At 67.8% G+C, this 25,619-nt stretch carries 34 protein-coding genes and 4 pseudogenes; 18 read left to right on the top strand and 20 right to left on the bottom strand.

Annotation, left to right across the window (positions count from 1 at the left end):
• Nucleotides 1-70: 70 nt before the first annotated feature.
• The 3 genes and pseudogenes from ACWDTP_RS22590 to ACWDTP_RS22580 form a co-directional block, all read left to right on the top strand.
• Nucleotides 71-910: pseudogene (locus tag ACWDTP_RS22590) on the top strand (biotin/lipoyl-containing protein); the annotation flags it as partial.
• 75 nt (nucleotides 911-985) lie between these two features.
• A pseudogene (locus ACWDTP_RS22585) lies at nucleotides 986-1,971 on the top strand (malate dehydrogenase).
• 14 nt (nucleotides 1,972-1,985) lie between these two features.
• A complete protein-coding gene (locus ACWDTP_RS22580) occupies nucleotides 1,986-2,318 on the top strand; it encodes a hypothetical protein (protein ID WP_450023857.1) in 333 nt (110 codons plus the stop codon).
• Here the strand turns inward: ACWDTP_RS22580 and ACWDTP_RS22575 are convergent.
• Nucleotides 2,302-2,853 carry a nucleotidyltransferase family protein gene (locus ACWDTP_RS22575; RefSeq protein WP_450023855.1) on the bottom strand — a complete coding sequence of 184 codons (552 nt, stop codon included), beginning with the start codon at nucleotides 2,851-2,853 and terminating at the stop codon, nucleotides 2,302-2,304. The two genes, ACWDTP_RS22580 and ACWDTP_RS22575, sit on opposite strands and share 17 nt — an antisense overlap.
• Nucleotides 2,854-3,052: 199 nt before the next feature.
• Between ACWDTP_RS22575 and ACWDTP_RS22570 the strand changes: the two genes are divergently transcribed.
• Entirely contained in the window at nucleotides 3,053-3,472 is a 420-nt protein-coding gene (locus tag ACWDTP_RS22570; protein WP_450023853.1) for an STAS domain-containing protein, read from the top strand.
• Here ACWDTP_RS22570 and ACWDTP_RS22565 read toward each other — a convergent pair.
• The 4 genes from ACWDTP_RS22565 to ACWDTP_RS22550 all read right to left on the bottom strand — a co-directional run bounded on the left by ACWDTP_RS22565 (nucleotide 3,443) and on the right by ACWDTP_RS22550 (nucleotide 6,243).
• Nucleotides 3,443-4,165 (bottom strand): SigB/SigF/SigG family RNA polymerase sigma factor, encoded by a 723-nt coding sequence (locus tag ACWDTP_RS22565; protein ID WP_450023859.1) that lies wholly within the window; start codon nucleotides 4,163-4,165, stop codon nucleotides 3,443-3,445. The two genes, ACWDTP_RS22570 and ACWDTP_RS22565, sit on opposite strands and share 30 nt — an antisense overlap.
• A gap of 26 nt (nucleotides 4,166-4,191) precedes the next feature.
• Nucleotides 4,192-4,608 carry an anti-sigma factor gene (locus ACWDTP_RS22560; RefSeq protein ID WP_450023851.1) on the bottom strand — a complete coding sequence of 139 codons (417 nt, stop codon included), beginning with the start codon at nucleotides 4,606-4,608 and terminating at the stop codon, nucleotides 4,192-4,194.
• Nucleotides 4,609-4,698: 90 nt separating this feature from the next.
• Nucleotides 4,699-5,115, bottom strand: coding sequence for a ChaB family protein (locus tag ACWDTP_RS22555; protein WP_450023849.1), 417 nt, complete (start codon nucleotides 5,113-5,115; stop codon nucleotides 4,699-4,701).
• A gap of 141 nt (nucleotides 5,116-5,256) precedes the next feature.
• Complete coding sequence (locus tag ACWDTP_RS22550) at nucleotides 5,257-6,243, bottom strand: LLM class F420-dependent oxidoreductase (RefSeq protein ID WP_450023847.1); 987 nt, start codon at nucleotides 6,241-6,243, stop codon at nucleotides 5,257-5,259.
• Nucleotides 6,244-6,293: 50 nt separating this feature from the next.
• Between ACWDTP_RS22550 and ACWDTP_RS22545 the strand changes: the two genes are divergently transcribed.
• Nucleotides 6,294-6,653, top strand: a complete 360-nt coding sequence (locus tag ACWDTP_RS22545; protein WP_450023845.1) for a hypothetical protein — start codon at nucleotides 6,294-6,296, stop codon at nucleotides 6,651-6,653.
• Nucleotides 6,654-6,680: 27 nt separating this feature from the next.
• Here ACWDTP_RS22545 and usfY (ACWDTP_RS22540) read toward each other — a convergent pair whose 3' ends face one another.
• The 4 genes from usfY (ACWDTP_RS22540) to ACWDTP_RS22525 all read right to left on the bottom strand — a co-directional run bounded on the left by usfY (ACWDTP_RS22540) (nucleotide 6,681) and on the right by ACWDTP_RS22525 (nucleotide 9,167).
• Complete coding sequence (gene usfY, locus ACWDTP_RS22540; RefSeq protein ID WP_450023843.1) at nucleotides 6,681-6,989, bottom strand: protein UsfY; 309 nt, start codon at nucleotides 6,987-6,989, stop codon at nucleotides 6,681-6,683.
• A gap of 121 nt (nucleotides 6,990-7,110) precedes the next feature.
• Nucleotides 7,111-7,266: a DUF6131 family protein gene (locus ACWDTP_RS22535; RefSeq protein WP_450023841.1), complete on the bottom strand. Its 156-nt coding sequence runs from the start codon at nucleotides 7,264-7,266 to the stop codon at nucleotides 7,111-7,113.
• Between the two features lie 31 nt (nucleotides 7,267-7,297).
• A complete protein-coding gene (locus ACWDTP_RS22530; protein WP_450023839.1) occupies nucleotides 7,298-7,507 on the bottom strand; it encodes a hypothetical protein in 210 nt (69 codons plus the stop codon).
• A 202-nt stretch (nucleotides 7,508-7,709) separates the two neighbouring features.
• Complete coding sequence (locus tag ACWDTP_RS22525; RefSeq protein ID WP_450023837.1) at nucleotides 7,710-9,167, bottom strand: aminotransferase class I/II-fold pyridoxal phosphate-dependent enzyme; 1,458 nt, start codon at nucleotides 9,165-9,167, stop codon at nucleotides 7,710-7,712.
• A gap of 114 nt (nucleotides 9,168-9,281) precedes the next feature.
• Here ACWDTP_RS22525 and ACWDTP_RS22520 point away from each other — a divergent pair, with 114 nt between their 5' ends.
• Nucleotides 9,282-10,367 carry a M42 family metallopeptidase gene (locus tag ACWDTP_RS22520; RefSeq protein ID WP_450023835.1) on the top strand — a complete coding sequence of 362 codons (1,086 nt, stop codon included), beginning with the start codon at nucleotides 9,282-9,284 and terminating at the stop codon, nucleotides 10,365-10,367.
• Between the two features lie 23 nt (nucleotides 10,368-10,390).
• Here the strand turns inward: ACWDTP_RS22520 and ACWDTP_RS22515 are convergent, their stop codons facing one another.
• Entirely contained in the window at nucleotides 10,391-10,933 is a 543-nt protein-coding gene (locus ACWDTP_RS22515) for a type 1 glutamine amidotransferase domain-containing protein (protein ID WP_450023833.1), read from the bottom strand.
• A gap of 104 nt (nucleotides 10,934-11,037) precedes the next feature.
• Here ACWDTP_RS22515 and ACWDTP_RS22510 point away from each other — a divergent pair, with 104 nt between their 5' ends.
• Nucleotides 11,038-11,361, top strand: a complete 324-nt coding sequence (locus ACWDTP_RS22510; RefSeq protein WP_450023831.1) for a hypothetical protein — start codon at nucleotides 11,038-11,040, stop codon at nucleotides 11,359-11,361.
• A gap of 9 nt (nucleotides 11,362-11,370) precedes the next feature.
• Here the strand turns inward: ACWDTP_RS22510 and ACWDTP_RS22505 are convergent, their stop codons facing one another.
• Entirely contained in the window at nucleotides 11,371-12,135 is a 765-nt protein-coding gene (locus ACWDTP_RS22505) for an endonuclease/exonuclease/phosphatase family protein (RefSeq protein WP_450023829.1), read from the bottom strand.
• 90 nt (nucleotides 12,136-12,225) lie between these two features.
• Here ACWDTP_RS22505 and ACWDTP_RS22500 point away from each other — a divergent pair, with 90 nt between their 5' ends.
• Nucleotides 12,226-12,795, top strand: a complete 570-nt coding sequence (locus tag ACWDTP_RS22500) for a hypothetical protein (protein WP_450023827.1) — start codon at nucleotides 12,226-12,228, stop codon at nucleotides 12,793-12,795.
• Here ACWDTP_RS22500 and ACWDTP_RS22495 read toward each other — a convergent pair.
• Nucleotides 12,757-13,317, bottom strand: a complete 561-nt coding sequence (locus ACWDTP_RS22495) for a DUF6328 family protein (RefSeq protein WP_450023825.1) — start codon at nucleotides 13,315-13,317, stop codon at nucleotides 12,757-12,759. The two genes, ACWDTP_RS22500 and ACWDTP_RS22495, sit on opposite strands and share 39 nt — an antisense overlap.
• A gap of 131 nt (nucleotides 13,318-13,448) precedes the next feature.
• Between ACWDTP_RS22495 and ACWDTP_RS22490 the strand changes: the two genes are divergently transcribed.
• The 4 genes and pseudogenes from ACWDTP_RS22490 (at nucleotide 13,449) to ACWDTP_RS22475 (ending at nucleotide 15,411) form a co-directional block, all read left to right on the top strand.
• Nucleotides 13,449-13,676, top strand: a complete 228-nt coding sequence (locus ACWDTP_RS22490) for a hypothetical protein (RefSeq protein WP_450023823.1) — start codon at nucleotides 13,449-13,451, stop codon at nucleotides 13,674-13,676.
• A gap of 42 nt (nucleotides 13,677-13,718) precedes the next feature.
• Nucleotides 13,719-14,730: pseudogene (locus ACWDTP_RS22485) on the top strand (alpha/beta hydrolase).
• A 214-nt stretch (nucleotides 14,731-14,944) separates the two neighbouring features.
• A complete protein-coding gene (locus ACWDTP_RS22480; RefSeq protein WP_450023821.1) occupies nucleotides 14,945-15,151 on the top strand; it encodes a hypothetical protein in 207 nt (68 codons plus the stop codon).
• A 65-nt stretch (nucleotides 15,152-15,216) separates the two neighbouring features.
• Entirely contained in the window at nucleotides 15,217-15,411 is a 195-nt protein-coding gene (locus ACWDTP_RS22475) for a hypothetical protein (RefSeq protein ID WP_450023819.1), read from the top strand.
• A 19-nt stretch (nucleotides 15,412-15,430) separates the two neighbouring features.
• Here the strand turns inward: ACWDTP_RS22475 and ACWDTP_RS22470 are convergent, their stop codons facing one another.
• Nucleotides 15,431-16,654 (bottom strand): glycosyltransferase, encoded by a 1,224-nt coding sequence (locus ACWDTP_RS22470; protein WP_450023817.1) that lies wholly within the window; start codon nucleotides 16,652-16,654, stop codon nucleotides 15,431-15,433.
• A gap of 656 nt (nucleotides 16,655-17,310) precedes the next feature.
• On the opposite strand from ACWDTP_RS22470, the pseudogene ACWDTP_RS22465 reads away from it, so the two are divergent.
• From ACWDTP_RS22465 to ACWDTP_RS22450, 4 genes and pseudogenes are all read left to right on the top strand, one after another.
• Nucleotides 17,311-17,745: pseudogene (locus ACWDTP_RS22465) on the top strand (divalent metal cation transporter); the annotation flags it as partial.
• Nucleotides 17,742-18,107 (top strand): PRC-barrel domain-containing protein, encoded by a 366-nt coding sequence (locus ACWDTP_RS22460; protein ID WP_450023815.1) that lies wholly within the window; start codon nucleotides 17,742-17,744, stop codon nucleotides 18,105-18,107. The pseudogene ACWDTP_RS22465 and the gene ACWDTP_RS22460, both read left to right, overlap by 4 nt.
• Nucleotides 18,094-18,438 carry a hypothetical protein gene (locus ACWDTP_RS22455; protein WP_450023813.1) on the top strand — a complete coding sequence of 115 codons (345 nt, stop codon included), beginning with the start codon at nucleotides 18,094-18,096 and terminating at the stop codon, nucleotides 18,436-18,438. The genes ACWDTP_RS22460 and ACWDTP_RS22455 overlap by 14 nt, the downstream gene beginning before the upstream one ends.
• 37 nt (nucleotides 18,439-18,475) lie before the next feature.
• Nucleotides 18,476-19,495 (top strand): iron-containing redox enzyme family protein, encoded by a 1,020-nt coding sequence (locus tag ACWDTP_RS22450; protein WP_450023811.1) that lies wholly within the window; start codon nucleotides 18,476-18,478, stop codon nucleotides 19,493-19,495.
• Here ACWDTP_RS22450 and ACWDTP_RS22445 read toward each other — a convergent pair.
• The 5 genes from ACWDTP_RS22445 to ACWDTP_RS22425 all read right to left on the bottom strand — a co-directional run bounded on the left by ACWDTP_RS22445 (nucleotide 19,475) and on the right by ACWDTP_RS22425 (nucleotide 21,702).
• Nucleotides 19,475-19,678 (bottom strand): CDGSH iron-sulfur domain-containing protein, encoded by a 204-nt coding sequence (locus ACWDTP_RS22445; RefSeq protein WP_450023809.1) that lies wholly within the window; start codon nucleotides 19,676-19,678, stop codon nucleotides 19,475-19,477. The two genes, ACWDTP_RS22450 and ACWDTP_RS22445, sit on opposite strands and share 21 nt — an antisense overlap.
• Nucleotides 19,675-20,337, bottom strand: coding sequence for a HemK2/MTQ2 family protein methyltransferase (locus ACWDTP_RS22440; RefSeq protein ID WP_450023807.1), 663 nt, complete (start codon nucleotides 20,335-20,337; stop codon nucleotides 19,675-19,677). Before ACWDTP_RS22440 ends, ACWDTP_RS22445 begins: the two co-directional genes overlap by 4 nt.
• 57 nt (nucleotides 20,338-20,394) lie before the next feature.
• Nucleotides 20,395-20,703 carry a protein UsfY gene (gene usfY, locus ACWDTP_RS22435; protein ID WP_450023805.1) on the bottom strand — a complete coding sequence of 103 codons (309 nt, stop codon included), beginning with the start codon at nucleotides 20,701-20,703 and terminating at the stop codon, nucleotides 20,395-20,397.
• Between the two features lie 2 nt (nucleotides 20,704-20,705).
• Nucleotides 20,706-20,957, bottom strand: a complete 252-nt coding sequence (locus ACWDTP_RS22430; protein ID WP_450023803.1) for a hypothetical protein — start codon at nucleotides 20,955-20,957, stop codon at nucleotides 20,706-20,708.
• Nucleotides 20,958-21,021: 64 nt separating this feature from the next.
• Nucleotides 21,022-21,702 carry a PAS and ANTAR domain-containing protein gene (locus tag ACWDTP_RS22425; RefSeq protein WP_450023801.1) on the bottom strand — a complete coding sequence of 227 codons (681 nt, stop codon included), beginning with the start codon at nucleotides 21,700-21,702 and terminating at the stop codon, nucleotides 21,022-21,024.
• Nucleotides 21,703-21,775: 73 nt separating this feature from the next.
• Here ACWDTP_RS22425 and ACWDTP_RS22420 point away from each other — a divergent pair, with 73 nt between their 5' ends.
• Nucleotides 21,776-22,333 carry a restriction endonuclease gene (locus tag ACWDTP_RS22420; protein WP_450023799.1) on the top strand — a complete coding sequence of 186 codons (558 nt, stop codon included), beginning with the start codon at nucleotides 21,776-21,778 and terminating at the stop codon, nucleotides 22,331-22,333.
• 24 nt (nucleotides 22,334-22,357) lie between these two features.
• Here ACWDTP_RS22420 and lat read toward each other — a convergent pair whose 3' ends face one another.
• Nucleotides 22,358-23,686, bottom strand: coding sequence for an L-lysine 6-transaminase (gene lat, locus ACWDTP_RS22415; RefSeq protein ID WP_450023797.1), 1,329 nt, complete (start codon nucleotides 23,684-23,686; stop codon nucleotides 22,358-22,360).
• Nucleotides 23,687-23,738: 52 nt separating this feature from the next.
• Nucleotides 23,739-24,203 carry an Lrp/AsnC family transcriptional regulator gene (locus ACWDTP_RS22410; RefSeq protein WP_450023795.1) on the bottom strand — a complete coding sequence of 155 codons (465 nt, stop codon included), beginning with the start codon at nucleotides 24,201-24,203 and terminating at the stop codon, nucleotides 23,739-23,741.
• 33 nt (nucleotides 24,204-24,236) lie between these two features.
• Between ACWDTP_RS22410 and ACWDTP_RS22405 the strand changes: the two genes are divergently transcribed.
• The coding region (locus ACWDTP_RS22405) for an aldehyde dehydrogenase family protein (protein ID WP_450023793.1) at nucleotides 24,237-25,619 on the top strand (1,383 nt) is incomplete at its 3' end.

The following is a 25,619-nucleotide window of genomic DNA, read 5'->3' as shown; positions in this document are numbered from 1 at the left end:
GACGGGCAGTGGCACGGGCAGTACTGCCATGCGTCGGTGCCGTCGCAACGTAATGCGGTCCGCGACATCCAAGATCGCCAACGGCGACGCCCTCGACATCACCGAGGACCCCACCCCCCGCGGGCACTCGATCGAATTCCGGATCAACGGCGAGGACGCCGGCCGCGGCTTCCTGCCCGCCCCCGGCCCGGTCACCCGCTACGACATCCCCACCGGGCCCGGTGTGCGCCTGGACTCCGGCGTCGAGGCCGGCTCGGTGATCGGCGGCCAGTTCGACTCCATGCTGTCCAAACTCATCGTCACCGGCGCCACCCGCGAACAGGCCCTGGACCGCTCACGGCGCGCCCTGGCCGAATTCCACGTCGAAGGCCTGGCCACCGTCATCCCGTTCCACCGCGCCGTGGTCAGCGACCCCGCGTTTATCGGTGACGGCGAGAGCTTCTCGGTGCACACCCGCTGGATCGAAACCGAATGGAACAACACCGTCGAACCCTTCACCGGCGGCGACCCCATCGACGAGGAGGACACCGTCCCGCGCCAGACCGTGGTCGTCGAGGTCGGCGGCCGCCGGCTCGAGGTGTCGCTGCCCGCCGACCTGGCCCTTGGCGGCGGTGGCGCAACCGGAGCGGCCGGCGGTGTTCTTCGTAAGAAGCCCAAGCCGCGTAAGCGCGGCGGTGCCGGCGGTGCGGCCGCCTCGGGTGATTCGGTGACCGCGCCGATGCAGGGCACCGTGGTCAAGGTCGCCGTCGAGGAGGGCCAGGAGGTCTCCGCGGGCGATCTGGTGGTGGTGCTGGAAGCCATGAAGATGGAGAACCCGGTCGCCGCCCACAAGGACGGCACCATCACCGGCCTTGCGGTCGAGACCGGCGCCGCGATCACCCAGGGCACCGTGATCGCCGAGATCAAATAACCGACCGCTGACATTGCACTCAGGGCTGTGATTCCGACCGGATCACAGCCCTGACTGCATTCTCAAGGAGTCCCGATGAATACACCCAAGGTCGTCACGGTCACCGGCGCGGCCGGCCAGATCGGCTACGCCGCGCTGTTCCGGATCGGCGCGGGCGCGCTGCTCGGCCGCGGCGTACCGGTCACGCTGCGTCTGCTCGAACTGCCCTCGGCGGTCCGCGCCGCCGAGGGGGTGGTGATGGAGCTGGTCGACAGCGCATTCGATCTGCTGGCCGATGTCGAGATCCACGACGATCCGGTGCGCGCCTTCGACGGCGTCGACGTGGCCCTGCTGGTCGGGCGAAACCACGCTCCAAGGGCATGGAGCGGGCCGATCTGCTGGCCGGCAACGCCGCGATCTTCGCCGACGCAGGCAAGGCGCTCAACTCGGGCGCGGCCGACGATGTCCGGATCGTGGTGGTCGGCAACCCGGCCAACACCAATGCCCTGGTCGCCTCGTCGCACGCCCCCGACATTCCGGCCGACCGGTTCACCGCGCTGACCCGGCTCGACCACAACCGGGCGGTGGCCGCGCTGGCCACGCACGCCGACGTGCACGTGACCGACGTATCCCGAGTGACGGTGTGGGGCAACCATTCCCCCACCATGTACCCCGACATCTTCCACGCCGTGGTCGACGGCAGGCCGGGAGCCGAATTCGCCGCCGACACCGAATGGCTGACCACCGATTTCATTCCCACGGTCGCCAGGCGCGGGACCGCGATCATCGAGGCGCGGGGCACGTCGTCGGCGGCGTCGGCGGCCAACGCCGCGATCGACCACGTCAGGGACTGGGTCGACGGCACCGATCCCGACGACTGGACCTCGGTCGGGGTCCCCTCCCCCGGCGTGTACGGCATTCCCGAGGGTGTGGTGACCTCGCTGCCGGTCCGCGCCGTCGACGGCGCCTGGCAGATCGTCGAGGGCCTCGACATCGACGGGTTCTCCCGGGCCCGCATCGACGCATCGGTGGCCGAGCTGCTCGATGAACGCGCCGCGGTGGAAAAGCTGGGCCTGCTGTAGATGGGTGTCGGCTAGTGGAACCCGTGGAGATCAACGCCGGTGCATGGTATTTGCGTGCGCTGCGCGACGACGATCTGATCGACGATCGGCCCGCGCTGGCCGATCTCGGCGAAACCGACCCGGACTATGTCACCCGCCGGGAGGCGCAGTGGGCGTCCGACACCTGCTACACGTGGGCGGTGTGCGAGCCGACCACCGGTGAACTGCTCGCCGAGGTGGTGCTGGATCCGGTGGCCCCCACGTTGCACAGCCGGGCCCGCACCGGACATGCCGACGCCGCGACCATCGCCGAGGTGTCGGTGCGCCGCTTCGCCGGCGCGATGCTGGGCATCACGTTCTCGAACTGACGTCGATATCGGCACCGGTCGCCAGATCACCGCATTCCACCCCGGCGACGTCGGAACGGCCGCGCAGGAACGCCTTGGCCCCCTCGTCGCCGTGCAGCGACGCCAGCAGCGAGGGCCAGTGCCGACGCGCGACCACCACCGGGTGACCGGGCCTGCCAGCGTAAACCGCCCGGGCCAGACCGGATTCCGGTGTGCCGTCCAGTACCCGGCGCACCACGTCGGCGCCCACATCGGGGGTGTCGACGAGGTGCAGCACCACCAGTTCGGCCGCTCCGGCCGCTCCGATCCCGGCCCGCAGCGAGGCTGACAGGCCTTCGGCCCAGTCGGCGGCGATGACGGCCCTGGCCGGTGCTGGCACGTCGACGGCGGTCGCGGCGCCGAGCACCACCACCACGTCATCGCAGCCACCGCCGGACAACGCACCTACCGCGGCCTGCAACCATGCACCCTGTGCGGCAAGCACTTTCGGCATGCCGAATCTGGTGCCCGCGCCCGCGGCCAGCACCACGCCGACAGTCCCCCTGACGTTCGTCATACGAACAGTCTGTACCCGTCGGACATCGCGCGTTCGGCCGAGGTTGGTTGTCCTGCGCCATCCGGAGGCGTAGCGTTCAGGCCAGGTTGAGTCCACAGCCACTCGAGGCGTCTTCAACGTTTCCGGGTGAAACTCCCGCCGCTTGCGTTCACATTCGCCACAGATCGGATCCTGTATATCGACTGATGGAGTCACTGAAATGCCCGTCACCTCACCGACCACTCCGCTGACAGCGGGACTCGGTCACACAGCGACTTTCGCGACCAGCTGGCTACCTCGGTCGGCGGCCGTGATCACGGTGCACGGCGACCTCGACGCCGCCACCGCCCCGGACTTCGCCGCGTACGCGAGACAACATGCGTCCCACATCCACCGGTTGGTGCTCGACCTCTCCGGGGTCGACTTCTGCGGCACCGCGGGACTCTCGGCTCTGCAGGACATCGGCGACGAGTGTGTGGCCGACAACGTGCCATGGGGTCTGACCGCCTCTTCTGCCGTCGACCGAGTGCTGGATCTCAGCGGAGACGTGCTGCCCACCTACCCGACGGTGTCCACCGCCCTGACCGAGCTGGAAGGGAAATCCGCGCGGTCACTGCAACTGATCACGCAGCCGCGCTAGCGACTTTGCCAGCAGACGCGACACGTGCATCTGTGAGATTCCGACCCGTTCGGCGATCTGAGTCTGGGTCAGGGATTCGAAGAAGCGCAGCAGCAACAGGGTGCGTTCCCTTTCGGGGAGTGCGTCCAGCAAGGGCCGCAGCGTCTCGCGGTCCTCGATCCGTTCGAGCGCCGTGTCGACATCGCCCAGCGAGTCGACGATCGCGGGGGCTTCCTCGTCACTGCCGCTACCGCTGTCGATCGACAGGGTGTTGTAGGAGCTGCCCGCGATCAGGCCCTCGACGACCTCTTGGCGGTCGATGCCCAGTTCGTCGGCGAGTTCGGATGCGGTCGGCGCCCGCCCCATCCGCTGGGAGAGCTCCGCGGTCGCCGACGCCAGGCGTAGATGCAGTTCCTTGAGCCTGCGCGGCACCTTGACCGACCAACTGTTGTCCCGGAAGTGCCTGCGTACCTCGCCCATGATGGTCGGGACGGCGAAGGACACGAAATCCGACCCGGTCTCCAGGTCGAATCGGTTCACGGCGTTGACCAGACCGACTCGGGCGACCTGAACCAGATCCTCGCGGGGCTCCCCGCGCCCCTCGAACCGGCGGGCGATGTGGTCGGCCAGCGGCAGGCACCGGCTGACGATCCGTTCACGTTGGTCCGCACATGCCGGCGAGTCGTCGTCAAGCTCGCCCAGCACGCGAAACATGTCAAGAACGTCCGCGTATTCCGAGGTCACCGCAAAAGACTCGCTCGCCTCGCGGTCAACGAGATGCCGAAGACCGCGCCCTCGTCGGCCGCTTCGCCGTCGGTGAAGGTTCGCACCTCGTGCGCCAGCGACGTCAGGACGTGCCAGCTGAAACTGCCGGGTTCGACCACATGCTCGCCCCAGCATCGGGTCGAGGCGGTCACGGTCACGTCATCGTCGTGTGGGTCGACCACGACGATGAGCGTGGACCCCGGAAGCGCGGACCGGATCAACGCGGTGCAGGCCTCGTCGACCGCGAGCCGCAGATCGGCGATCACGTCGAAGTCGAGATCTTCGAAGGTGGCCGCGGCACCGACCAATGTTCTGAGCAGGGCAAGGTTTTCCACTCTTGCCGCGAGACGCAATTCGACCGACCGCACGTCCGGTGTGTCGGCTTGGCGCATCTGACCTCCAGGCAGTTTTTTGCTCACCATACTCTCCGCAATCGGTGTCACCGTTGCCGAACCACGCCCGGGATCGGTGTCGACCATGGGTCAGGGCTTACGCGTCTCCCGGCGGTTCGCCTTCTCGATCGCGGACACCAGCTCCTGTTTGTCCATGGTCGAGCGTCCCCGGACGTCGAGTCTGCGAGCCACCTCCATCAGATGCTTCTTGCTGGCATTCGCGTCGACGCCTTCGGCTGACGAACCTCTGGCATTCGGGCCCCCGCTGCGGGCCCGCTCATCGGACGGGCCTCGGCGCTTCTTGGCCTCCCAGTGGTCGCCGACTCGCTCGTAGCTGTGTTTGAGCGCGGCGTAGGCGACCCGATGCGCGCGGCGGCCCTCGCCGTAGGATTCGACCGCCGAGTCGTGCGCCTTGGCGAAAGTCCTCTGCGCCTTGGCATCCGACTTCTGCAGCGTGCTCGGCAGTTCGCTCTTCTTGGCCTGTCCCTGCTTACTGGTCTTCGGCAACTTCCCGTCTCCTCTCGGCATTTCTGCAGCTGGACTGCATATTTCGGCACGGCACAAGACGTAGTGCCCGCATTCCGGTGGGTCCAAACCTGGTCTGCTCACCAATCGCTTTGCCCGGCAACTCTTTCTCCTACCCGATCCTCAATCCAATTCCGCCCGCAACGCCGCCAGCAGCGGTTTCGCGGCGTCTTCGAGGAACGCTTCCTGGTTCTCACCGCCGATTTGGATCAGCGCGATGTCGGTGAAGCCCGCGTCGCGATACGGGGCGACCGACTCGACGATGGCATCGAGATCGGGCCCGCACGGTATGGCCGCTTCGACATCCCCGGGCCTGACGAACTGTGTCGCGGCCGCGAAACCCGCGGGTGTCGGCAGATCCGCGTTCACCGACCAACCGCCGGCAAACCATCTGAACTGGTCGTGGGCCCGTTTGATCGCCGCATCCCGATCCCGGTCCCAGCACACCGGGATCTGTCCGATGACCCGGCCTTCGGGTAACACCCCGGTGGCGTGCCGCCGGTCCCGCCACTCGTCGACGATCGCACGGTCCGGGGCGACGTCGATCAGGTGGTCGGCCAGCACCGCGAGTTTGTCGACGGCCTTGCCGCCGGTCATCGAGACCCCGATGGTCACCGGTTCGTCCGGCAGATCCCAGATCCGCGCCGAATCCACTTCGAAATATTCGCCGCGGAAGTCGATCAGATCGCCGCCGAGCAACTCCCGAATGATCTTGATGGCTTCGGCCAGCATGTCCAGGCGCCGCTCAATGGTCGGCCAGCCGCGCCCTACGACGTGTTCGTTGAGATTCTCCCCGGTGCCAAGGCCCAGTGTGAACCGGCCGTCCGCGAGGATCTGTACGGTGGCGGCCTGCTGGGCGACTACCGCGGGGTGGTAGCGGATCGTCGGACACGTCACATAGGAGTACAGCCGCACCGAATCCGTCGCGTGGGCAACGGCACCCAACACCGGCCAGGCGTTCGGCGCATGCCCCTGGGTGGCCAACCAGGGTGAGTAATGATCGCTGCACACCTCGAAGTCGAACCCGGCCCGCTCGGCCGAAACCGCGTAGCCGACCAGATCGCGGGGTCCGCTCTGCTCGGTCATCAAGGTGTATCCGAATCGCGTCATGACGGTCGAGTACCCGTGGATGTCGCGCCGAAACTGGGTACCCGAACGCCATGGCCAAGTCAGACATCGAACCGGCGGAAAGCCCATCCCACACCCGACGGCGCCGGCGGCTCATCGTCAACTGGGTATTGGCGATCCTCACGGTGCCTGCGGCCGTCGCGGTGTATCTGACCGGGATGGCCGCGGTGATGAGCCTGGCCGGCTGCACCGGTGAACCGGTCTGCTCCGACAAGGGGCCGGGTGAGTTCTGGTTCGGGATCCTCTTCTACGGCGCACCGGTGGTACCGATCGTCACCATAGCGGTATCGATCGTCACCGCGCGCCTGCGCCGCGGCATCGTGGTACCCCTCGTCGCCCTGGCCCTGCTGGCGATCGATTTCGCCGTCCTCGTGCTGACCTTCCGCTCCTGAGCCGTGCTCGACTGACCGATCGGGCGGTCAGCTGCTGGGCCGCTGCCGCATCACACCCGGATGGTCTGCGTACCAGCGTTCCTCGATGCGCCTGACCCTGATGTGCTCGAACGCCAGCCACAGCCCCCCGACGACGAAACCGGCCGCGGAAAGACTGCCCACGGCCAACCCGACATCGGGGTGGCCGGTCGCGAATGCGGACAAACAGGCGACGAACAACACCAGCGACAGGCCGATGACGATGAGGGCGGGCATGATCACGTTGTCCTTCATCGACTCACCGGCGTGCGGCCGGGTCGTCCTGGCGTGGTCAACCGGATCCTTCGGACCTTTCATGGCTACTCCTTCCCGCCATACTGCCGGCCCTGTTGCGGCTGCTTCATCCACGGTAGAACGATTTTCGGTGTCCGACTGCCGTTCGGACACCGAAAATGGCGGTTATTGCGTTCGGCAGCGGTCAATACCAGACACGTCGTCCGCCGACCGGACGGCCCACCCTGCCGAGCAGCCAGAAGACCGCACCGATCACCAGCAGAATGACGCCGACCACCCAGAGCCAGTAGATATTCAGCACCAACCCGAGGATCAGCAGAATCGCTCCGAAAATAATCATCATGACCTCGTTTCCAGGGTGTTCCCGGCGATCATTGGGTGGGTTTGGGAATGTTGCACTCTGCCACTTTGGGGTTGACACCCGTGTAGTTGAGCGGCCCGGCCAGGACTGTGAGCGCGATGCTGCCCGCGGCGGCGCAGTTGGTCGGTCCGGTGTTGAAGTAGCCGCGCTGCCAGGTCGCGAAAACTCCGATCAGCAGCCAGATCAGGACGAGCGTTCCAAGCAAGCCACCTAGCCTCATGCCAGTCGGGATACCCACCGGATGCCGCCACGAAACCCATTGCGAATGCTTGACTTAGCACGCATACGGGTACCTGACACCCCATGGGTGACACCGCTCTGCTGATCATCGACATGTTCAACGACTACCGGCATGAGGACGCCGATCGGCTCGCCGCCAATGTCGCAGTGCCTGCCCCCGAACCCGCCGCACTGACTGAGGCTCAGACCACCACGCGGAATTCCTTCAGCGTCGGATCGGCGGGATCGGGCACGTTCATCCCCGCATCGACCCCGGTTCGCAGGTACTCGACCACCGCGGCGTCCAGACGTTCACCGGGCACCACCGCGGGGATTCCCGGCGGATACGGGGTGATCTGCTCGGCCGATACGCGGCCGACGGCGTCGGCGGCCGAGACCATCTCGGTGTCGCCGAAGAACGCGTCGCGCGGGAGCATGACGGTCTCCAACTGCAGTTGCCCCGGTTCGGGCAGCTGGATGTCCGGCGGTGTATCGAAACTGTCTGCGGCAGACCGCCATTCACCGAAGGCATCGATGAGCCTCATCGCGGTGTCGGCGTCGTCGGCCATCGACATCGTGGCCAGCACGCGGCGGTGATCGGCCATCCCCAGGTCCACGTCACAGTGTTGACGGAGCCAGTCGGCGGTTTGGTAACCCGATGTGCCGGTTGCCGATACGTCGACGAGCACCTGTAGGCGGTCCAGGTCGTGCGAGGCCTGCACGCCCAGCAACTCCTGCTCCATCACCGAGACCTGAGGCAGGCGTCCGAGCGCGGCGCGGACCGTATCCGCCGTGTCCAGGGCGTCGCCGAGCAGTCGGGTCCCGCGTTGGACCATCTGACGTCGCCAGCCATCAATGGCGGCGTAGACCAGCACGTTCGGACTGGTGGTCATCAACAGGTCGGCGCATGCCGTCAGGCGGGTGCGGTCGACAAGGTCGCCCTGCACGTGGAAGACCGACCCCTGCTCGAATCCCATGCCCATCTTGTGCACACTCACCACACAGATGTCGGCGCCGGCGTCCATGGCCCAGGTCGGCAGGTCGGTGTGGAACGGCAGGTGCGCACCCCACGCCTCATCCACGATGAGCGGTTTGTCCCGGCGATGGCACACCTCGGCGATACCGCGGATGTCGGCGCAGGTGCCGTAGGGGCTCGGGCTGACGATCAGGGCCCCGTCGGCGCCGGGATGGCGCTGCCAGGCGTCCTCGACCTGTTGCGGCGACGGAGGGTGCGAGAAGTGCCGGTCGGCGTCCCAGCGCGGGGTGATCCAGCGCGGCTGCAGGCCGCCGAACACCAGGCCGGCCACGATCGACTTGTGACTGTCGCGGCTCACCAGCAGGCCGTCCCCGCCCCCGGCCACCGCCATCATCGCGGCCTTGACCGACAGCGAGCTCCCGCATGTCGAGAAGAAGGCGTAGGAGGCGCCGACCGCATCCGCCATCAGCTCTTCGGCGTGGGCGAGGTAGGCACCGGTGGAGCGCCGGTCGTCGAGCCCGCCGTTGGCGAGGACGTCGGCGCGGAACGGGTCGAGGCCGAGCACGGCGAGAACCCGTTCATCGACGCCACGGCCCTGCCGGTGCCCCGGCGGGGTGAAGCCGTACCGTTGCCGGTCGCGGTAGTCGACCAATGCGTCGAGGATCGGGGCGTGTTCGTGTTCCATGGCATGAGGCGTAACCACCTGCCGCGAGGCCAAACCTGTCGGGGGCGGTTCGGCGTTTGACGGCGGCCTCCGGACCAGGATTGCATCACAGGCCGAACGGGTATCTGCGGGTGTATGCCACATACCGACCGTCCGGATCGCCGACATCTCGAACTACTGCAGGAGTTGTTGTCGGCCTACGGCCCGGCCGGCCAGGAGGACGCGGTGCGTGAGATCTGCCGCCGCGAGTTGGAGCCGGTCACCGACCGCACCTGGATCGACCCGGCGGGCAACCTGGTCGGCGTGGTGGAAGGTGCGGGCGGCCCGCCCACGCTGGTGATGGCCCATCTGGACGAGCTCTCGATGCTGGTCAAGCGGGTCGAATCCGATGGCACGCTGCATCTCACGCCGCTGGGCACGATGTACCCGGCGAACTTCGGGCTCGGTCCGGTCGCCCTGCTGGGCGATCACGAAACCCTGTGCGGTGTGCTGGCTTTGGGATCGGAGCACACCACGAAGGAAAGCCCCCGGATCTGGGAGACCAAGCCCGACCAGGGCGACCGTGCGCTGGACTGGCTTCATGTGTACGTCTTCACCGGACGCGGCACCGACGAACTCGCCACGGCCGGGATCGGACCGGGAACCCGGGTATGCATCGACCGCAGCAAGCGCACCCTGGTCGAGATCGGCGACTATCTGGGTTGCTATTTCATGGACGACCGGGCCCCGGTCGCGGCGCTGCTGCATACGGCGGGCGAATTGCGTTCGGCCGGAAAGCCTCCCGCCGGCGACGTGTATTTCGTGTTCACCACCAACGAGGAGATCGGCGCGGTGGGAGCGGCATATGCCAGTCGTACCCTGCCGGCCGAGCTCACTCTGGCGGTCGAGGTCGGCCCCACCGAACCGGAGTACGGCACCACCGTCGTCGGGGGTCCCATCGTGGCCTACAGCGATGCGATCTGTGTCTATGACAAGTCGGTCGCCGATCGCCTGATGGCCCTCGGCGGCCGACTTGGGTTGAGGCCCCAGGCCGCGGTGCTCGGAGCTTTCGAGTCCGATGCCTCGCATGCCAAGGCCGGTGGTCTCACACCGAAGGCCGCACTGCTGTGCCTGCCGACTCTGAGCACCCATGGGTACGAAGTGATTTCACGCCGAGCCATTCCGCAGATGACCACCGTGCTCGGCGACTTTCTGCGCCGTGGCGCCGGCACGGCGGGGTGACCGGACCCGAACCCGGCGGCGCTTCAGGCCGCGAACCGCTCCACGATCGCGGCGCAGAACGCAGGCAGGTCGTCGGGTGACCGGCTGGTCACGATGTTGCCGTCGACCGCGAGCTCCTGGTCGACCGGATTGGCGCCCGCGTTACGCAAGTCGGTGCGCAGGCTCGGATAGGACGTCAGCGTCCGGCCTTTCACCACATCGGCTTCGACCAGCGTCCACGGACCGTGGCAGATCGCCGCGACAGGCTTGCCCGACTGCACGAACTCGCGGACGAAATCGACGGCCGCCGGGTCCATCCGCAGCCGGTCGGCGTTGACGGTTCCGCCAGGGACGATCAACCCGTCGAAAGCGCCGACCGCGGCATCGGCGACCGTGCGGTCGACGTCGAACTCGCCCGCCGGTTCGAGGTCGTGATCTCGGGTATCGATGGTTCCCGGCTTCAGCGACACCAGTTCGACGAGCGCACCCGCACCGCGTGCCGCCGCAAGGGGCTCGGCCAGTTCCCGGCGTTCCACTCCGTCGGTGGCCAATATCGCGATCCTCTTGCCGCTCAATGGACTGGACATCGGTTTCTCCCTCACATATCGGTTCACCGCCTCGGGTACCCGCGGCACCTCCGGTTTATCCGCCGACCGGTTTGGCTCGACCCGATGCCGGGCAGCCTGCGGTTATGGCACGAGATGACGAGAACATGCTCGAACAGCAGGAGGGCCTGGACTCCGACGAGGTCCGCAATGACGACGGTGACCAGACTGTGGATCCGCCGGAGAACTGGATCGAGCCGAAGGACGACGAATCGCTGGACGATCGGCTGTCCGATGAGGATCCGGACGTCACGCCCCGGAACGCGCCGACCGGTGTGGACGAGGGCTCGACGCTGCACGGATCCGAATCCGAACCGGGCCCGCTCACCCGTGACGAGCGGGCCCGCACCCACGGTCAGATCGGCGGCACTCCCGAGGACGGCGAATCGTTCTACGACGTCGTCGAGTGATGGCCGCCGTCAGGTGCGGGCGAGCTCGGCCACCAGGGCCCGGTGATCCGAAATCGGCATGAGCACCGCATCGGAGGTTCGGGCGTACAACCCGGGATCGTCGGTGAGAATGTGATCGAGCTGTCGGACCGGACCCGCGGCCGGAAACGTCGCCGCACCCGCCAACGTCTGCATTCCGGACCACCGGCGCACCGCGGCGGGCAGCAGATTGAGATCACCGGCGAGCACCCTCGGCCCGGGGAAGCCCGCCATGTCGTGGACCAGGCGGCGCAATTGGACCCGGTTCCACACCGGCACAAAAGACAGATGAGTCGAGGCGAAAGTGATCGCGCCGAGCGGTGTTTGGATACGGGCGACGACCGCGGCCCGCGGTTCCTCGTCGACCATCATGATGCGCCGGGGGCCGGGCAGATACATCGGGAACCGGAACGGGATGCGCGGAAGCCGCAGCACCTGCCAGCTGCTGACCGGAAATCGGGACAACAGCGCGATCCCGTAGGCGGCAGTGCCCGGTTGCTCACGGCCCGTGGCCGCCATCCAGGTGGCGCCAGGGGTGCCGGATATGGCCGCGACGAACCGGTGTTCGGCGGCTCCCATCACCTCGGCCGCCACCGCCGTGAGATCCGCCCGTCCGGAACGCGCCTGATCGCGATCCACCTCCTGCAGCGCCAGCACGTCGGGGTTCAGCACGCTCACGCAGTCCCGCAACCGATCGGTGTGCACGCCGTCACCCACGGTGCGGCCGTGCAGGATGTTGAAGCTGGCCACTCGCATGGATTCGGCGTACCCACTGCGCCGACGGTTGTCACAGACCGAGAGCTCCGAATCCGGTTGCGGCACCGGTGTGCGGGGTATGAAGCCACCATGTACCCGACCGACCACCTCGCACGCCGGGAACGGCTGCGCAGCGCGCTGAAGACCTCCGCCGCCGCGCTGCGCGACCACGGGCCGCCCTTCGCGCTGACCGGCAGCTACGCGTTGTGGGTGTACGGGGCGCCCGAACCCAACCACGACGTCGACCTGGAGGTCGCCGGGGACGACGCCCGGTCAGCGGCACTCACATTGACCACCGCGGGATTCACCATCGAACAACCGCCGGAGGACTGGCTGTTCAAGGCTCGAACCGGCGACGTCGTGGTCGATGTGCTGCACCGGGTCAACGGCGTCCCGGTCGAGCGGGCCAGCCTGGAAGCGGCCGAGTACCACGACGTGCTCGCGGTCAGGATGCCGGTGCTGCCGCCGACGGTGGTGATCGTCCAGAAGCTGCGGGCGCTCCACGAACACTCCTGCGACTTCACCGCGCTGCTCCCCGCGGTGCGTGCGACGCGCGAGGTGCTCGATTTCGACCAGATCCGTAAAGAGACCGCCGACAGCGACTACGCGGCCGCATTTCTGCTACTCGCCGAGCGACTCGGCCTGACCGACGGACGGTGACGAGGGCCGCGCCGCCCGCGCGCGCTTGACGCCGAATCGCATGAACAACGGCAGGACCAGCCAGAACACGGCGAATGTGGCTAAAGCGACGACGCCGGCGATCAAGGCCACCTCGGTGCCTACGACCGCATCGAACACGATGACCGTGACACCCACGAGCGCCACCCCCAACAACGCCAGCCCGGCGTAGGCACACCGGTGCGCCGCCGAAACCAGGACCCCGAGCCGGTGCCGGCGAAACAACAGGCGGTGCATCCCGACCGGTGCGATCAACAGCACGGTCGCGGCAACCGACGCGCCCACCGTGCCGAGGTACACCAGCCGCATCTCGTCGTCGAGGATGTCGAAGCGCTCCTGGAACGGAAGGGTCAGCAGAAAGCCGGTCAACAGCTGCACACCGGTCTGTGTGACGCGGAGTTCCTGTAGCAGGCTGGCCCAATTGCGGTCCAGCCGTTCCGTTTCGGTCTCCCGCCGCTGACGGACGTCCCAGCCCTGGTCCTGTTCGGGATGATCGATGTCCATGCCTTACCCGCCGGCCTTACCCCGTCCCGCTCGCCGCCATCGCGCCCTCCCAGACCTGTCCGGCTCCCACTCTTCGGTTACCCCGCCGCGCTCCCCGCATAACCTCGCCCGGCGGCGGGTAATCCGCTCGGATGAAGGCTGAGAACGAGTTTGAGCTGATCCGTCCGCGCGAGGTCGAGGAGGGCGACGTCATCGTGGACCCGGCGGGTGGTCGCCGGCTCACCGTGACCGAGATCCAGGTTGTCTCCGGCGCGGGTAGTGGCGTGTTCAGCTTCTACGGCGAGGGCCCGCACGACGCCGTCACCGTCGCGGGCGACGAGCAGGTCAAACGGAGCAGGGCGCGGCCGCCGCCGGTTTGATGGGGTGCGCCCGGGGTATCCGGACGGCAGGAGCTGATCGCCATGAGGCAGACACGACGGGGTATCACGTCCATCGGGACGCGGCACCATCATCGCCACCGCAGTCCACAATCGATGGCATTGGCCGTGGGGTGCCGCCTCATCGTCAAGAACGCCGTCCGCCTGTGGTCCCTGCAGCCCGGGCTGCGTTGGCCGTTCGAGTCGATCGACCGGATGGCCGGCCTGGCGCCACGACCGCGGTCGGTATCGGTACGGCGGGTCATGCTTCCCACCTGTCCGGCCGAACTAGTGTGCGCCACAGCGATACCCGCACGACGCGCGGTGCTGTACCTGCACGGCGGCGCATTCCTGACCTGTGGCCTGAACACCCACAGATCCCTTGTCGCACGGCTTTCGCGGGAGGCCGACGCCGAGGTGCTCAACATCGGGTACCGCATGCTGCCCGCCTACGGCCCGTCGGCGGCCGTCGCCGATGGGATGGACGGAATCCGCTGGCTGCTGCGCCGCGGTTTCCGCGGGCACGACATCGTACTGGCCGGCGACTCGGCGGGCGGCTATCTTGCCCTCGCGACCGCGCTGGAGCTGCTCCGACGTGGTCATGGCGAACCGGCAGGCGTGGCCGCGATCTCGCCGCTGACCGACATCGACCCCGAACGCCGACTGGCACAACCAGATCCGGGCTGCTGCTCGATGTTCACCGCACGTGCCATGTCGGCGTTCGCCCGGTATCTCAGCGCCCAACGGCGGAGCCCGGTGAACCGGCGGATCACCTCCCCCGTCGACGCGGATCTGTCCGAAATGCCGCCGGTGATGATCCACCGACGAGTTCCTGTGGTCCGATGCCGATCTGATGTTTCGACGCATGCTCGACGCCGGCGCCCGGTGCGACCTGCACCTGTGGCACGGACAGATCCATGACTTTCCACTCGCGGCCGACATCCTGCCCGAGGGACGCCGGGCGATCTCCTCCATCGGCGACTTCGTCAGACAGGTCACCCCCGCGGCGGACGAGGACGCCGTCGCGCGCGAATACGCCTCGGCCGCCGGGCTCTGACCGGCGAATTTGCCCAGGGGAACCATGAGAATTCCCTTACCTCGATTGTCGGCAACCACCGCGCCGCGTAAAGTCGCCACCAGGTTGAGTCCACAGCCACAAGACGCGCGTCGACGTGCGGAGCCGGTCAGACTTCTCGCGCTTGCTTTGAGAAACCCCGAATGCGTTTGCGCGTGCCACGAATGAATCGAATATCTCGGCTGATGGGGGCACGATGTCCATACTCAATTTGGCCGGTGTCGACAGCGGCGGGCAACCCGCGTCCCGCAGCCGTCACGCGCGTCGCGACATCGCACAATTCACCATTCAATGGGCGTGGCCCTCGACCGCGGTGATCGTGCTGCGCGGCGAACTCGATACCACCAATGCGCGCCGATTCACCGAATACACGGTGGGGCACATCAGCCGCAGCAAAGGCTGATCCTCGACCTGCGGGCCGTCGGATTCTTCTCGATACGCTGTTTCCCCGCGCTGCACAACGTGAATATGCGCTGCACTCGGGAGGGCGTCGCCTGGTCGCTGATACCGAGTAGTGCGGTGTCCCGCGCGCTGCGGGTGTGCGATCCTGATGAACTTCTGCCCACCAGTCCGACGGTCGCGACGGCGCTGTCCACACTGCGCACCGAGCTGGCGTCGGACTCCGACTCCGGTGACTCGCCGGCTGCCGCCGTCACCGGCTGATCCGCAACGGGACTCTCGCTCACCCCGTAGATGCGGTAGACACCACCGACCGCTGATAGCCACGTGGGCCCACGCGGTCATAGACCTGCAGGGTGTCCGCGGCGATGCGGTCCCAGGAATAGCGCGCGCCGGCCCGGTCGCGGCCGGCCGCACCGAGGCTGCGGCGGCCGAAATCGTCGCGCAACAAGCCGTGCAGAGTATCGACCAGCAGATCGGGCCGCTTGGGCGATACCAGCCGGCCGGTGACCTGGTCCACGATGGTGTCCAGCATTCCGCCGACCGAGGTCGCGACGACCGGGACACCACAGGCCATCGCTTCCAGCGGCACGATCCCGAAGGTTTCGTACCAAGGCGTGCACGTCACCACGTCTGCCGACCGCAACACCTCCGGCATCTTGTCCCGGGTGACCGCACCGCACAGCGTGACCCGGCCGGCCACGCCCATCTCGGCCGCCAGCGCACGTAACCGCCGCGCCTCGGGATGGCGCGCCAACTCGGCCGTCGCCGGTCCGCCCACGATCACGAGTTCGGTGTCGGCAAGCTTGGGCAGCGACCGAATGACCGCTTCAAACCCCCTGTGTGGCGCCATCTTTCCGACGCTTACCAGGCGATGGCGGGCGTTGCGGCGCGCTCGCCTGCCCGCGGGCGTGAATCGGTCCAGATCCACCCCGCACGGCACCACCGAGGTTCGGGAACGCAGACATCCCAGCCGCATGAGCTCGAACATCTCCTCGGTGCAGGTTGCGGCCGTCCAGGTGGCGCCGCGAGCTACCACGGCCTCCAGTTTCAGTCGCTCGGGCGGACCCGTCTCCCGGGCCGGCTGGTAGCGGCGCTCGACCACCCCTAGACCGTGAAACGTCTGGATGGCGGGCAGGTTGAGGTGTCGCGCCGCCAGTTGCGTGGCGACCCCCGACATCCAGGCGTGTGCATGGACCACATCGGGCCGGTCCAGGGCCCATTCGGTATCCAGGAACTGGGCGAACCGCCCGAGGTATTGCAGCAACTCGTTGCTGGGAATCCGTTCGGGTGGCCCGGCGGGCACATGGGCGACGGTGTATCCGTCCGGCGTCCTCACCCGGTCCGGTAAGGCGGGATCGTCGCGGCGGGTATAGACCGTGACGCGATGACCGCGCCGGCTCAGCGCCGCGGAAAGCGCCGCCACGTGGACGTTCTGGCCACCGGCATCCGCTCGGCCGGGCGTGGCCAACGGGCTCGCGTCGCCTGAAACCATGGCGATCTTCATCTACCCTGCCTTCGGGTTGACGGCTCGGTCACGGCGCCCTGTGCCAACACGGCCTGGCCCGCTGGCGAATTGCGGTCGCGGTACGCCAGATCCATGCCTGGAAGGACTTTCCGCATAGCGCCGTATTACCCGGGCAGCCGCCACTTAAACACCCGAGAACACACGGGAGTTTGATCACGGCCGGCTCGGGTATACCCGAAACGTGACGGACGAGGGCGGCGGCTGACGAGGGGGCCTGCCGTGGCGCACAACGGTGAAAGACTGCGGCAGCTTCGGGCGGTGCTGCTGGCCGCCCTGTGCATCGTCGCCCTCGGGCTGCTGCTGACCCGCTGCCCGGCCAACCGCGACGGTATGGCGGGACAGTTGGCGCAGGCCATGGAGGAGACCGTGGCGGCCGCCCGCAGCGGGGCCTTCGCCCTCGACCTGCGCATGCGTGACCGCTCGACACCGCAATTGGCCAGCGTCCAGATCTCGGATGCCCGTGACGAGGTCATCAAGGCGTACAAGGGAATTGCCGACCTCAAGGCCGACGATCTGGCCGATACCGGTCGGCAGCGGCTGCTGACCGAGTCGATGACGACCATCCTCGGCCAACTCAACACCGCGTCCGCGCGCATCCGCGATATCACCGCCGAACCACCGCTGACCGCGCTACGGCCGGCGGCAAGCTCGCACTCGCGTTCGCGATCATCGGCATCGTCGCGGCCACCTTCGGCGCGGCGCTGGAGACGACGCTTTCCGGCGGTTACATCCTGGCCCAGTTCCTGGGCTGGCCGTGGGGTAAGTTCCGGCGCCCGGCCGAGGCCGCCCGGTTCCACGTGGTGATGTTCGTGACCATCGTCGTCGGTGCGGCGGTGCTGTTCACCGGCATCGACCCCATCATGGTCACCGAGTACTCCGTGGTGTTCTCCGCCATCGCGCTACCGCTCACGTATCTGCCGATCCTGATCGTGGCCAACGACTCCCAATACATGGGCGACAAGACAAACGGAAGGCTCACCAACATGTTCGGTTCGGTGTATCTGGTGATCATCCTGGCCGCATCGCTGGCCGCGATACCGCTGATGATCGTGACGGGAGCCGGGCAATGACCGCACTCGACGCGCGCCTGCACCTGCTGGACCGGCAACTGTTGAACGACAACGGCGATCCGGTCGGCATCGTCGACGACCTCGAGCTCGACGGCATCGAACCGGATACCGACATCGCGGCGGGCAGCCCCGCCCCGCGGGTCACCGCGATCCTGTGCGGGCAGGTCGTCGCGACCCGGATCTTCGGGGGCACACCGCCTCGGTCCCGCCTGCAGGAGGTGCCGTGGAAACTGGTTTCGGCGGTCGGCACCGCGGTGCGGCTGGGACCGACGGATATCCCGTTCGACACCGACTGGGTCGAACGCTGGCTGCGCGATCACATCGTCGGCCGCATCCCCGGGGGCCGGCATGCTGCTGAGTAACGTTCTCGGCCTGCGCGTGATCGACGCCGGCCACCATCCGGTCGGCACCGTGATCGACGTCCGGCTCGGCATCGCCGGCGACCCGGCCGACCGTCCGGACGCCCCGCGGGTCACCGGCCTGGTGATCAGCCCACGCACCCGCTCGTCCTATCTCGGCTACGAACGCACCGATGTGAACGCCCCGGCACTGATCGCCCGGATCGCCCGCTGGCGCCACCGCGGCACCTTCGTCGCCGCCTGGGACGACGTGGCCCGGGTGGCGTCCGACCACGTCACGCTGCGTCCCGGCTACCGTCGGTGCCCTCCGACGCTGCGTGCGGACGTGTCCTGACGTTTACAACTCGTCCGGCGGGGAATTCCATCGCGACATGACCACGCCTCCCGCCATCGTGCAACCTCCGCTGCCCGACGCCCACGGCCGTATCTCGGCGGTGGTCATCGAACAGCTGAGCAACCGCGCACCACACAACCAGCTTGAGCCCGTGTGGGTTCCGCTGCGCGACGCCGACCCGCTCGGTATCGACATCCAACTCGCCCTCTACGTCTGCTACGAACTGCACTACCGCGGGTTCGCCGGCGTCGATCCGGACTGGGAGTGGAATGCCGGTCTGCTGCACCTGCGCGCACAGCTCGAGCGCAGGTTTCTGACCGCGGTCCGCCACGAGGTCGGCCAGCTGCCGCCCGGCGTGACGGCGGCCGACGAGATGAACCGACTGTCGATCGAACCGGCCGAGGGCGCCGGGCCGTCACACTTCCTGCGGGATCACGGCACCTGGGAGCACATGCGTGAATACTTCGTCCATCGCTCGCTCTACCACCTCAAGGAGGGCGATCCGCACGCGTGGCTGATCCCGCGGCTGGGCGGGCAGGCGAAGGCCTCCTTCGTGGCCGTCGAGTTCGACGAGTACGGGGCCGGCCACGGGTCTCAGGTTCATCAGCAATTGTTCGCCGACCTCATGACGGCCGCCGGCCTGAGCGGCGCCTACCTCGGATACCTGGCCGTCGTGCCGGCCGAAACACTCGCCCTGGTCAACCTGATGTCGCTGTTGGGGCTGCACCGCAACCTGCGGGGAGCCGCCGCGGGTCATTTCGCGGCCACCGAGATCACCTCCCCGCCGGGGTCGCAACGCATGGTGGCCGGGTTGCAGCGGTTGCGGGCGCCCGAGGAGTGCATCCGGTTCTACCGTGAACACGTCGAGGCCGACGCCGTGCACGAGCAGGTCGTGCGGCTCGGCGTGATCGGTGACCTCGTGGCGCGTGAGCCAGAGGTGGAGAACGACGTGGTCTTCGGGCTGCGCGCGTTCGGCGTACTCGAGGACCGGCTGGCCGGTCACCTGATGAAAAGCTGGTCGGATGATCGCAGTTCGCTATGCCGTCCGCTCGGGTGATTTCCCGGTTTTTCGGTGACTGGTGTCGCACAGCGGATAGTTCTTCGATCGCCGGCAGGCACAGATCGCCACCATGAACCGGTCGGAGTCCACCACACGTCCGTCGGGCAGCTCGATCCGGACCGGCCCCTCGACGAGGATCGGCCCACCGGCGACCACCCGCACCGCCCGGCGCCCGGTCATGGCTTGTCCGCCCGGATCACGACCAACTCCTCGTCACACGCCTCCGCCGTGATTCGTCCGGTCGCCCTCAGCCAGCCGGCTTGCGCGTCGAGCACCGGGCCGAACGGAATACGTTGCCTGGCAGAGACTTCAGCGCGTAAGCCGGCGCCGCGCAGCGTTGTCAGCGACTCGCCGACCCCGGCGAACTCCGAATGGACGAGAAACAGCGAGCCGCGTTCTGCCAGGAGGTCGGCGGCCGCGCCGCACAGCGGGCCGAGAACCAGCCGCCCGTCCGTGCCGCCGTTCCACGCCGACACCATCGACGGTGAAGGGGGCGCATCGCCGATGTCGGGGGCGCTCGGAACGTAGGGCGGATTGCACACCACGATGTCGTACGGTTCGCCATCCAGGGCCTGGTGCCACGGGCCGAGCCGCACGTCCACGAGCACTCGGGCGGCCACCGCGTTCGCCTGCGCGCACCGCACCGCATCGGGCGAGATGTCCAGCGCCGTCACGGCGCGGGCGCCCAGTTTGGCCGCGGCCACCGCCACCACCCCGCTGCCTGTGCACAGGTCGACCACGCGCCGCCCAGCCACGGCGCCGCTGCGCGCCAGCGCGTCGACAAGTAGCCACGAGTCGTGTTGTGGTCGGTAAACACCTTCGGCGACAACGGCGGTCATCATTGTCTGATACCCATCCGCCAATGATGAAAACGTGTGCGGCTCCGGTGCGCACCCTCAGCTGCTGGGGCTTTGCCGCAGAACGCCGGGATGCTCCGCGTACCAACGCTCCTCGATGTGGCGGACGCGCCGGTGGGCGATCATCAACCAGAGGCCGCCACCGGCCAGCCCGACGGCCGCCAGAGTCGCGAGGATGAGACCGACGCCGGGATTACCGGTCGCGAATGCCACCAGACAACCGACGAAGATCACCAGGCTGATCCCGATCAAGGCCAGTGCAGGCATGTTTCGGTTGTCGTTCATCGACTCGCCGGCGTGGGGCCTGGTCGTCCTGGCATGGTCGACGGGGTCCTCGGGACCCTTCATGATCAGCCCGGCGTTCCGACGACGTGCCGATCGGAGAGTTCGGGGTGCCCGGCCTCGCGCGCACAATGCGCACAGCAGAAGGTCGTTCCGGCCGCTTCGACTCCGTGGCCGAGGATGCGACAGTTGCAGTGCGCGCATGCCGGCGCGATCCGGGCGGCCGCGCACTCCACACTGTCGAAGGTCGCGGTCTGGCCCTCCCAACTGACGGTGAAAGCCTTGTCGTAATCGTTGCCACAGGTGGCACAGACTGCCATGGTGCACCTCCCGGTCGCTGTGAACTGTCAACGACTGGCTTCCCGAACGCGACGACGCTAAACGTCAGGATGTCACCCGCAGGTGGGCCGTCAGCAGCAACCGGTCGAACACCGCCCGATCGGGCAGGACGTCGACGTAATCGAGCGACAGGAAATCACCGATGATCTGCTCGGCGAGGGCACGCAGCTTCGTGTTCGTCTCCTGTGAACGCCACCTCAGCAGCTCGAACGCGGCATCGGCGTCGATGCGGTAGATCACCATCAACATGCCCTTGGCCTGCTCGATGCCGCCCCTGGCCTCGGTGATCTCGGCGACCTCGTCGGTGAGCCGCTGCTGGCGGGCTCCGTCGACCGACGGTGTGACATCGACATAGAAGCCGTGGGTGCCCACCACACCACCCTGTTCATCGAACAGCTGGTCCCCGACGACGACCACGTGATGGACGTTGCCCGCGGTGTCGATGATGCGGTGGCGGGTGCTGAACGCGCCCGAGGTACGACGGATCTCGTCCAGGGTCGCCGCGACCTGGCCGTGGTCCTCGGGATGCTTGTGCGAAAGCACCAACTCGGTCGTCGGGTTGGCCGTGCCCGGCTCGTAACCATGCATTCTCTCGACCTGGGGCGACCACTCCCAGCGCTCATCGGCGAAATAGAACTGGAACGACCCGACGCGCTGAGGGTCTCCCCCGGCCAACGCATGCTCCACCGGCGACTGTGCGCTCATCTCGACCGGCTCGTACGACATCAGATCAAGATTATCTCCCCGACCTGCGAACCGAGGGATCGTTTTGTCCCTGCCACCCTCTAGCATTCGGGCCGTGAGCGGGCTCCGGACCAAGCTGTATCTCGCGGCCGGCGCTTCGGCGGCCCTCGCGACCCACCTGGCCGGGTGTGACGCGGTATGGAGCCTGGCCGCGGGCGTCGGCCTACCGGTGGCCCTCGGGGCCGCCCCGCGGTTCCTGCTCGCCGCGCTGGACGGGGCCAGAACCCCTCGCCCGCGAGAGGATCCGGCCGCCGAGATGTCCGGATTGGAGTTCGAGGACCATATCGCCCGCATCGCCAGGGCCTGCGGACTGCCGGTCATCATGACGCCGCTCACCGGGGACTGGGGGGTCGACCTGATCGTCGGGACGCGACCGAATCGGGTTGCCGTCCAATGCAAGCGCCAGTCCCGCCCGGTCGGGGCGGGTGCGGTCCAGGAGGTCGTCGCGGGCGCACCGATGCAGGACTGCACCAGGACGATGGTGGTGACCAATCACGAATTCACCCCGGCCGCGTATAAACTCGCCGAGCGGCACGGGTGTGAACTGGTCACAGGAGCCGACCTGAATCGGCTGAGGCCGATCCTGCGCCGCCTCACCTCCGAAGCCGGCTGAGCATCCGGCCGCCCGGCCCGGCGGTCAGCCGAGCCCGCGCAGGGCCCCGCGGACCGCCTGCACCGCCGCATCGATCTCGGTGCGCGACGCCGTCAGCGCCGGCCGGAATCGGACACTGTCCGCGCCGCTGGGCAGCATGATGACGTGCCGGTCCCACAATCGGCTGATCAGTCCGTCGCGCTGCGCGGCGGTGGGCGTGCTGAAGGCGCACATCAGGCCGCGGCCGCGGGGGGCGAGCACCAGACCCGGGAAATCCGTTGCCAGCTCGCGCAACCGGTCGAGCAGATAGGCGCCGACCGAGGCGGCGTTCTCCAGCAGTCCGTCCACCTCGATCACCTCGAGGATGCGCCGTGACCGCACCATGTCGACCAGGTTGCCACCCCAGGTCGAGTTGATCCGCGAGCTCACCGTGAACACGTTGTCGGCGACCTCGTCGATTCGCCGGCCGGCCATCACACCGCACACCTGGGTCTTCTTGCCGAACGACACCACATCGGGTACGACACCCAATTGCTGGTAGGCCCATGCGGTTCCGGTGATCCCGCAGCCGGTCTGAACCTCATCGAAGATCAGCAGCGCGTCGAATTCGTCGCACAGCTCGCGCATGGCGGCGAAGAACTCCGGCCGCAGGTGCCGGTCCCCGCCCTCGCCCTGGATCGGCTCGGCGATAAAACAGGCGATGTCGTGCGGGTTGGCCTCGAACGCCGCCCGCGCCTGCCGCAGCGATTCGGCTTCCAGCTCGGCCATATCCGCATCCGGCCTGAGGTAGGGCGCATCGATCCGCGGCCAGTCGAACTTCGGGAACCGGGCCACCTTGATCGGGTCGGTGTTGGTCAGCGACAGGGTGTAGCCGCTGCGGCCGTGGAAGGCGCCGCGCAGGTGCAGCACCTTGGTGCCGAGGGCGGGGTCCACGCCGCGGGACTCGTTGCGCCGGCTCTTCCAGTCGAAGGCCACCTTCAGCGCGTTCTCGACCGCGAGGGCACCGCCGTCGACGAAGAACAGGTGCGGAAGCTCCGGATCGCCGAGCACCCGGCGGAACGTATCGATGAAACGCGCCATCGGCACGCTGTAGATGTCGGAGTTGCTCGGCTTGTTCACCGCGGCCTGGGCCAACTCGGCGCGGAACCGCTCGTCGTCGGCGAGTGCGGGGTGATTCATACCCAACGCGGACGACGCGAAGAAGGTGAACATGTCCAGGAAGCGTTCGCCGCTGCGGGCGTCGACCAGATACGAGCCCGACGACCGGTCAAGGTCGAGGACGAAATCGAAACCGTCGGCCAGGATGCTGCGGGACAGCACCTCGCGCACACGGTCCGGCGTGACGGGCGGCGACTGAGTCAACAATGCGGTCATACCGCCACTTTAGCGCAATTTTTACGCTCAATCCCATTGACAACCGGAACAGTTACGGAATGAAGTCCCGACCTGTGTAAAATGTCTGCAGGATGATGGTGCTTCGGGTGCGGACGTTGGCCGCTGTCCTGATCCGTTGCAGCAGGTCCTCCAGCGCCCGGGCCGACGGGACCCGCACCAGCAGCACATAGCTCTCGTCGCCGGCCACCGAATGACAGGACTCGATTTCGGGGATGTGTTCGAGCCGGGCGGGGGCATCATCGGGTTGGGACGGATCGAGAGGAGTGATGGCCACGAACGCCGACAGCATGTTGCCGAGCGCTTCGGGATTGAGGCGCGCGACATACCCGGTCACCACACCCCGCGACTCGAGCCGGCGCACCCGCGCCTGCACCGCCGACACCGACAAGCCCGCGGCCGCGGCCAGGTGCGCCAACGTCGCCCGCCCGTCGGCGACCAGTTCACGGACCAGGATCCGGTCGATTCCGTCCAGTGCCGCTTCGTCCGGTTCGCCCATGGAGCGCACTGTAGCCCAGCAGAAAGGCAGCCAATGACTACCACCGAGCAAACCCACCTTCCCACCGCCGACGAGCTGCGTGTGCTGGCACGTCAGGCGCTCGACGCGATTGGCGCCCCCGGCGGGCTGCTCGCCCCGGCCGCCGCCGGGGGTCTGCCTGCCAGCACTCCGATCACCGGTGATGTGCTGTTCACCCTGACCGAGCACACTCCCGATCAGGCCGACGCCACGATCGCCGAAGCCGCCCAGGCATTTTCGGTGTGGCGCAACACCCCGGCGCCGGTCCGCGGTGCGCTGGTGGCCCGGCTCGGTGAACTGCTCGTCGCGCACAAGGCCGATCTGGCGACGCTGGTCACGGTGGAGGCGGGCAAGATCACCACGGAGGCACTCGGCGAGGTGCAGGAGATGATCGACATCTGCCAGTTCGCCGTCGGGCTCTCCCGTCAGCTCTACGGCCGCACCATCGCCTCCGAACGCCCGGGCCACCGGCTCATGGAGACCTGGCACCCGTTGGGCGTCGTCGGGGTGATCACCGCGTTCAACTTCCCGGTCGCGGTGTGGTCCTGGAATACCGCGATCGCGCTGGTGTGCGGTGACATTGTGGTGTGGAAGCCCTCCGAGCTGACCCCGCTGACCGCGATCGCCTGCCAGGCGCTGCTCGAACGGGCCGCGGCCGATGTCGGCGCGCCGACTGCGGTTTCCCGGCTGCTGCTGGGCGGGCGCGAACTCGGTGAACGGCTGGTCGACGACCCGCGGGTGGCGCTGGTCAGTGCGACCGGTTCGGTGCGGATGGGTCGGGAGGTGGGCCCGCGGGTGGCCGCCCGTTTCGGTAAGGCGCTGCTCGAGCTGGGCGGCAACAACGCGGCCATCGTCACCCCGTCGGCCGATCTCGACCTGGCGGTCCGGGCGATCGTGTTCTCCGCCGCCGGGACCGCGGGCCAGCGGTGCACGACGCTGCGCCGGTTGATCGTGCACTCGTCGGTCGCCGACGAGGTGGTGGACCGGGTCGTGTCGGCGTACCGGACGTTGCCGATCGGCGATCCGGCCGTCGAGGGCACCCTGGTCGGTCCGTTGATCCACGAGCGCGCGTACCGCGACATGGTCGGCGCGCTGGAACAGGCCCGCGCCGACGGCGGTGAGGTGTTCGGCGGTGAGCGCCACGACATGGGTGGCGAAGAAGGCGCGTTCTACGTGGCGCCCGCCGTGGTGCGGATGCCGGCCCAGACCGCGGTGGTGCACGACGAGACCTTCGCACCGATCCTCTACGTCCTCACCTACGATTCCCTTGACCAGGCGGTCGCCCTGAACAATGCGGTGCCGCAGGGGCTTTCATCGGCGATCTTTACCACCGACGTACGTGAGGCCGAGCGGTTCATGGCCGCCGACGGCTCGGACTGCGGCATCGCCAACGTCAAC

The organism is Mycobacterium sp. NPDC003449 (assembly GCF_053588415.1).
The sequence above is the reverse complement of the archived record's forward strand: the minus strand, read 5'-3'. Positions and strand labels throughout refer to the sequence as shown.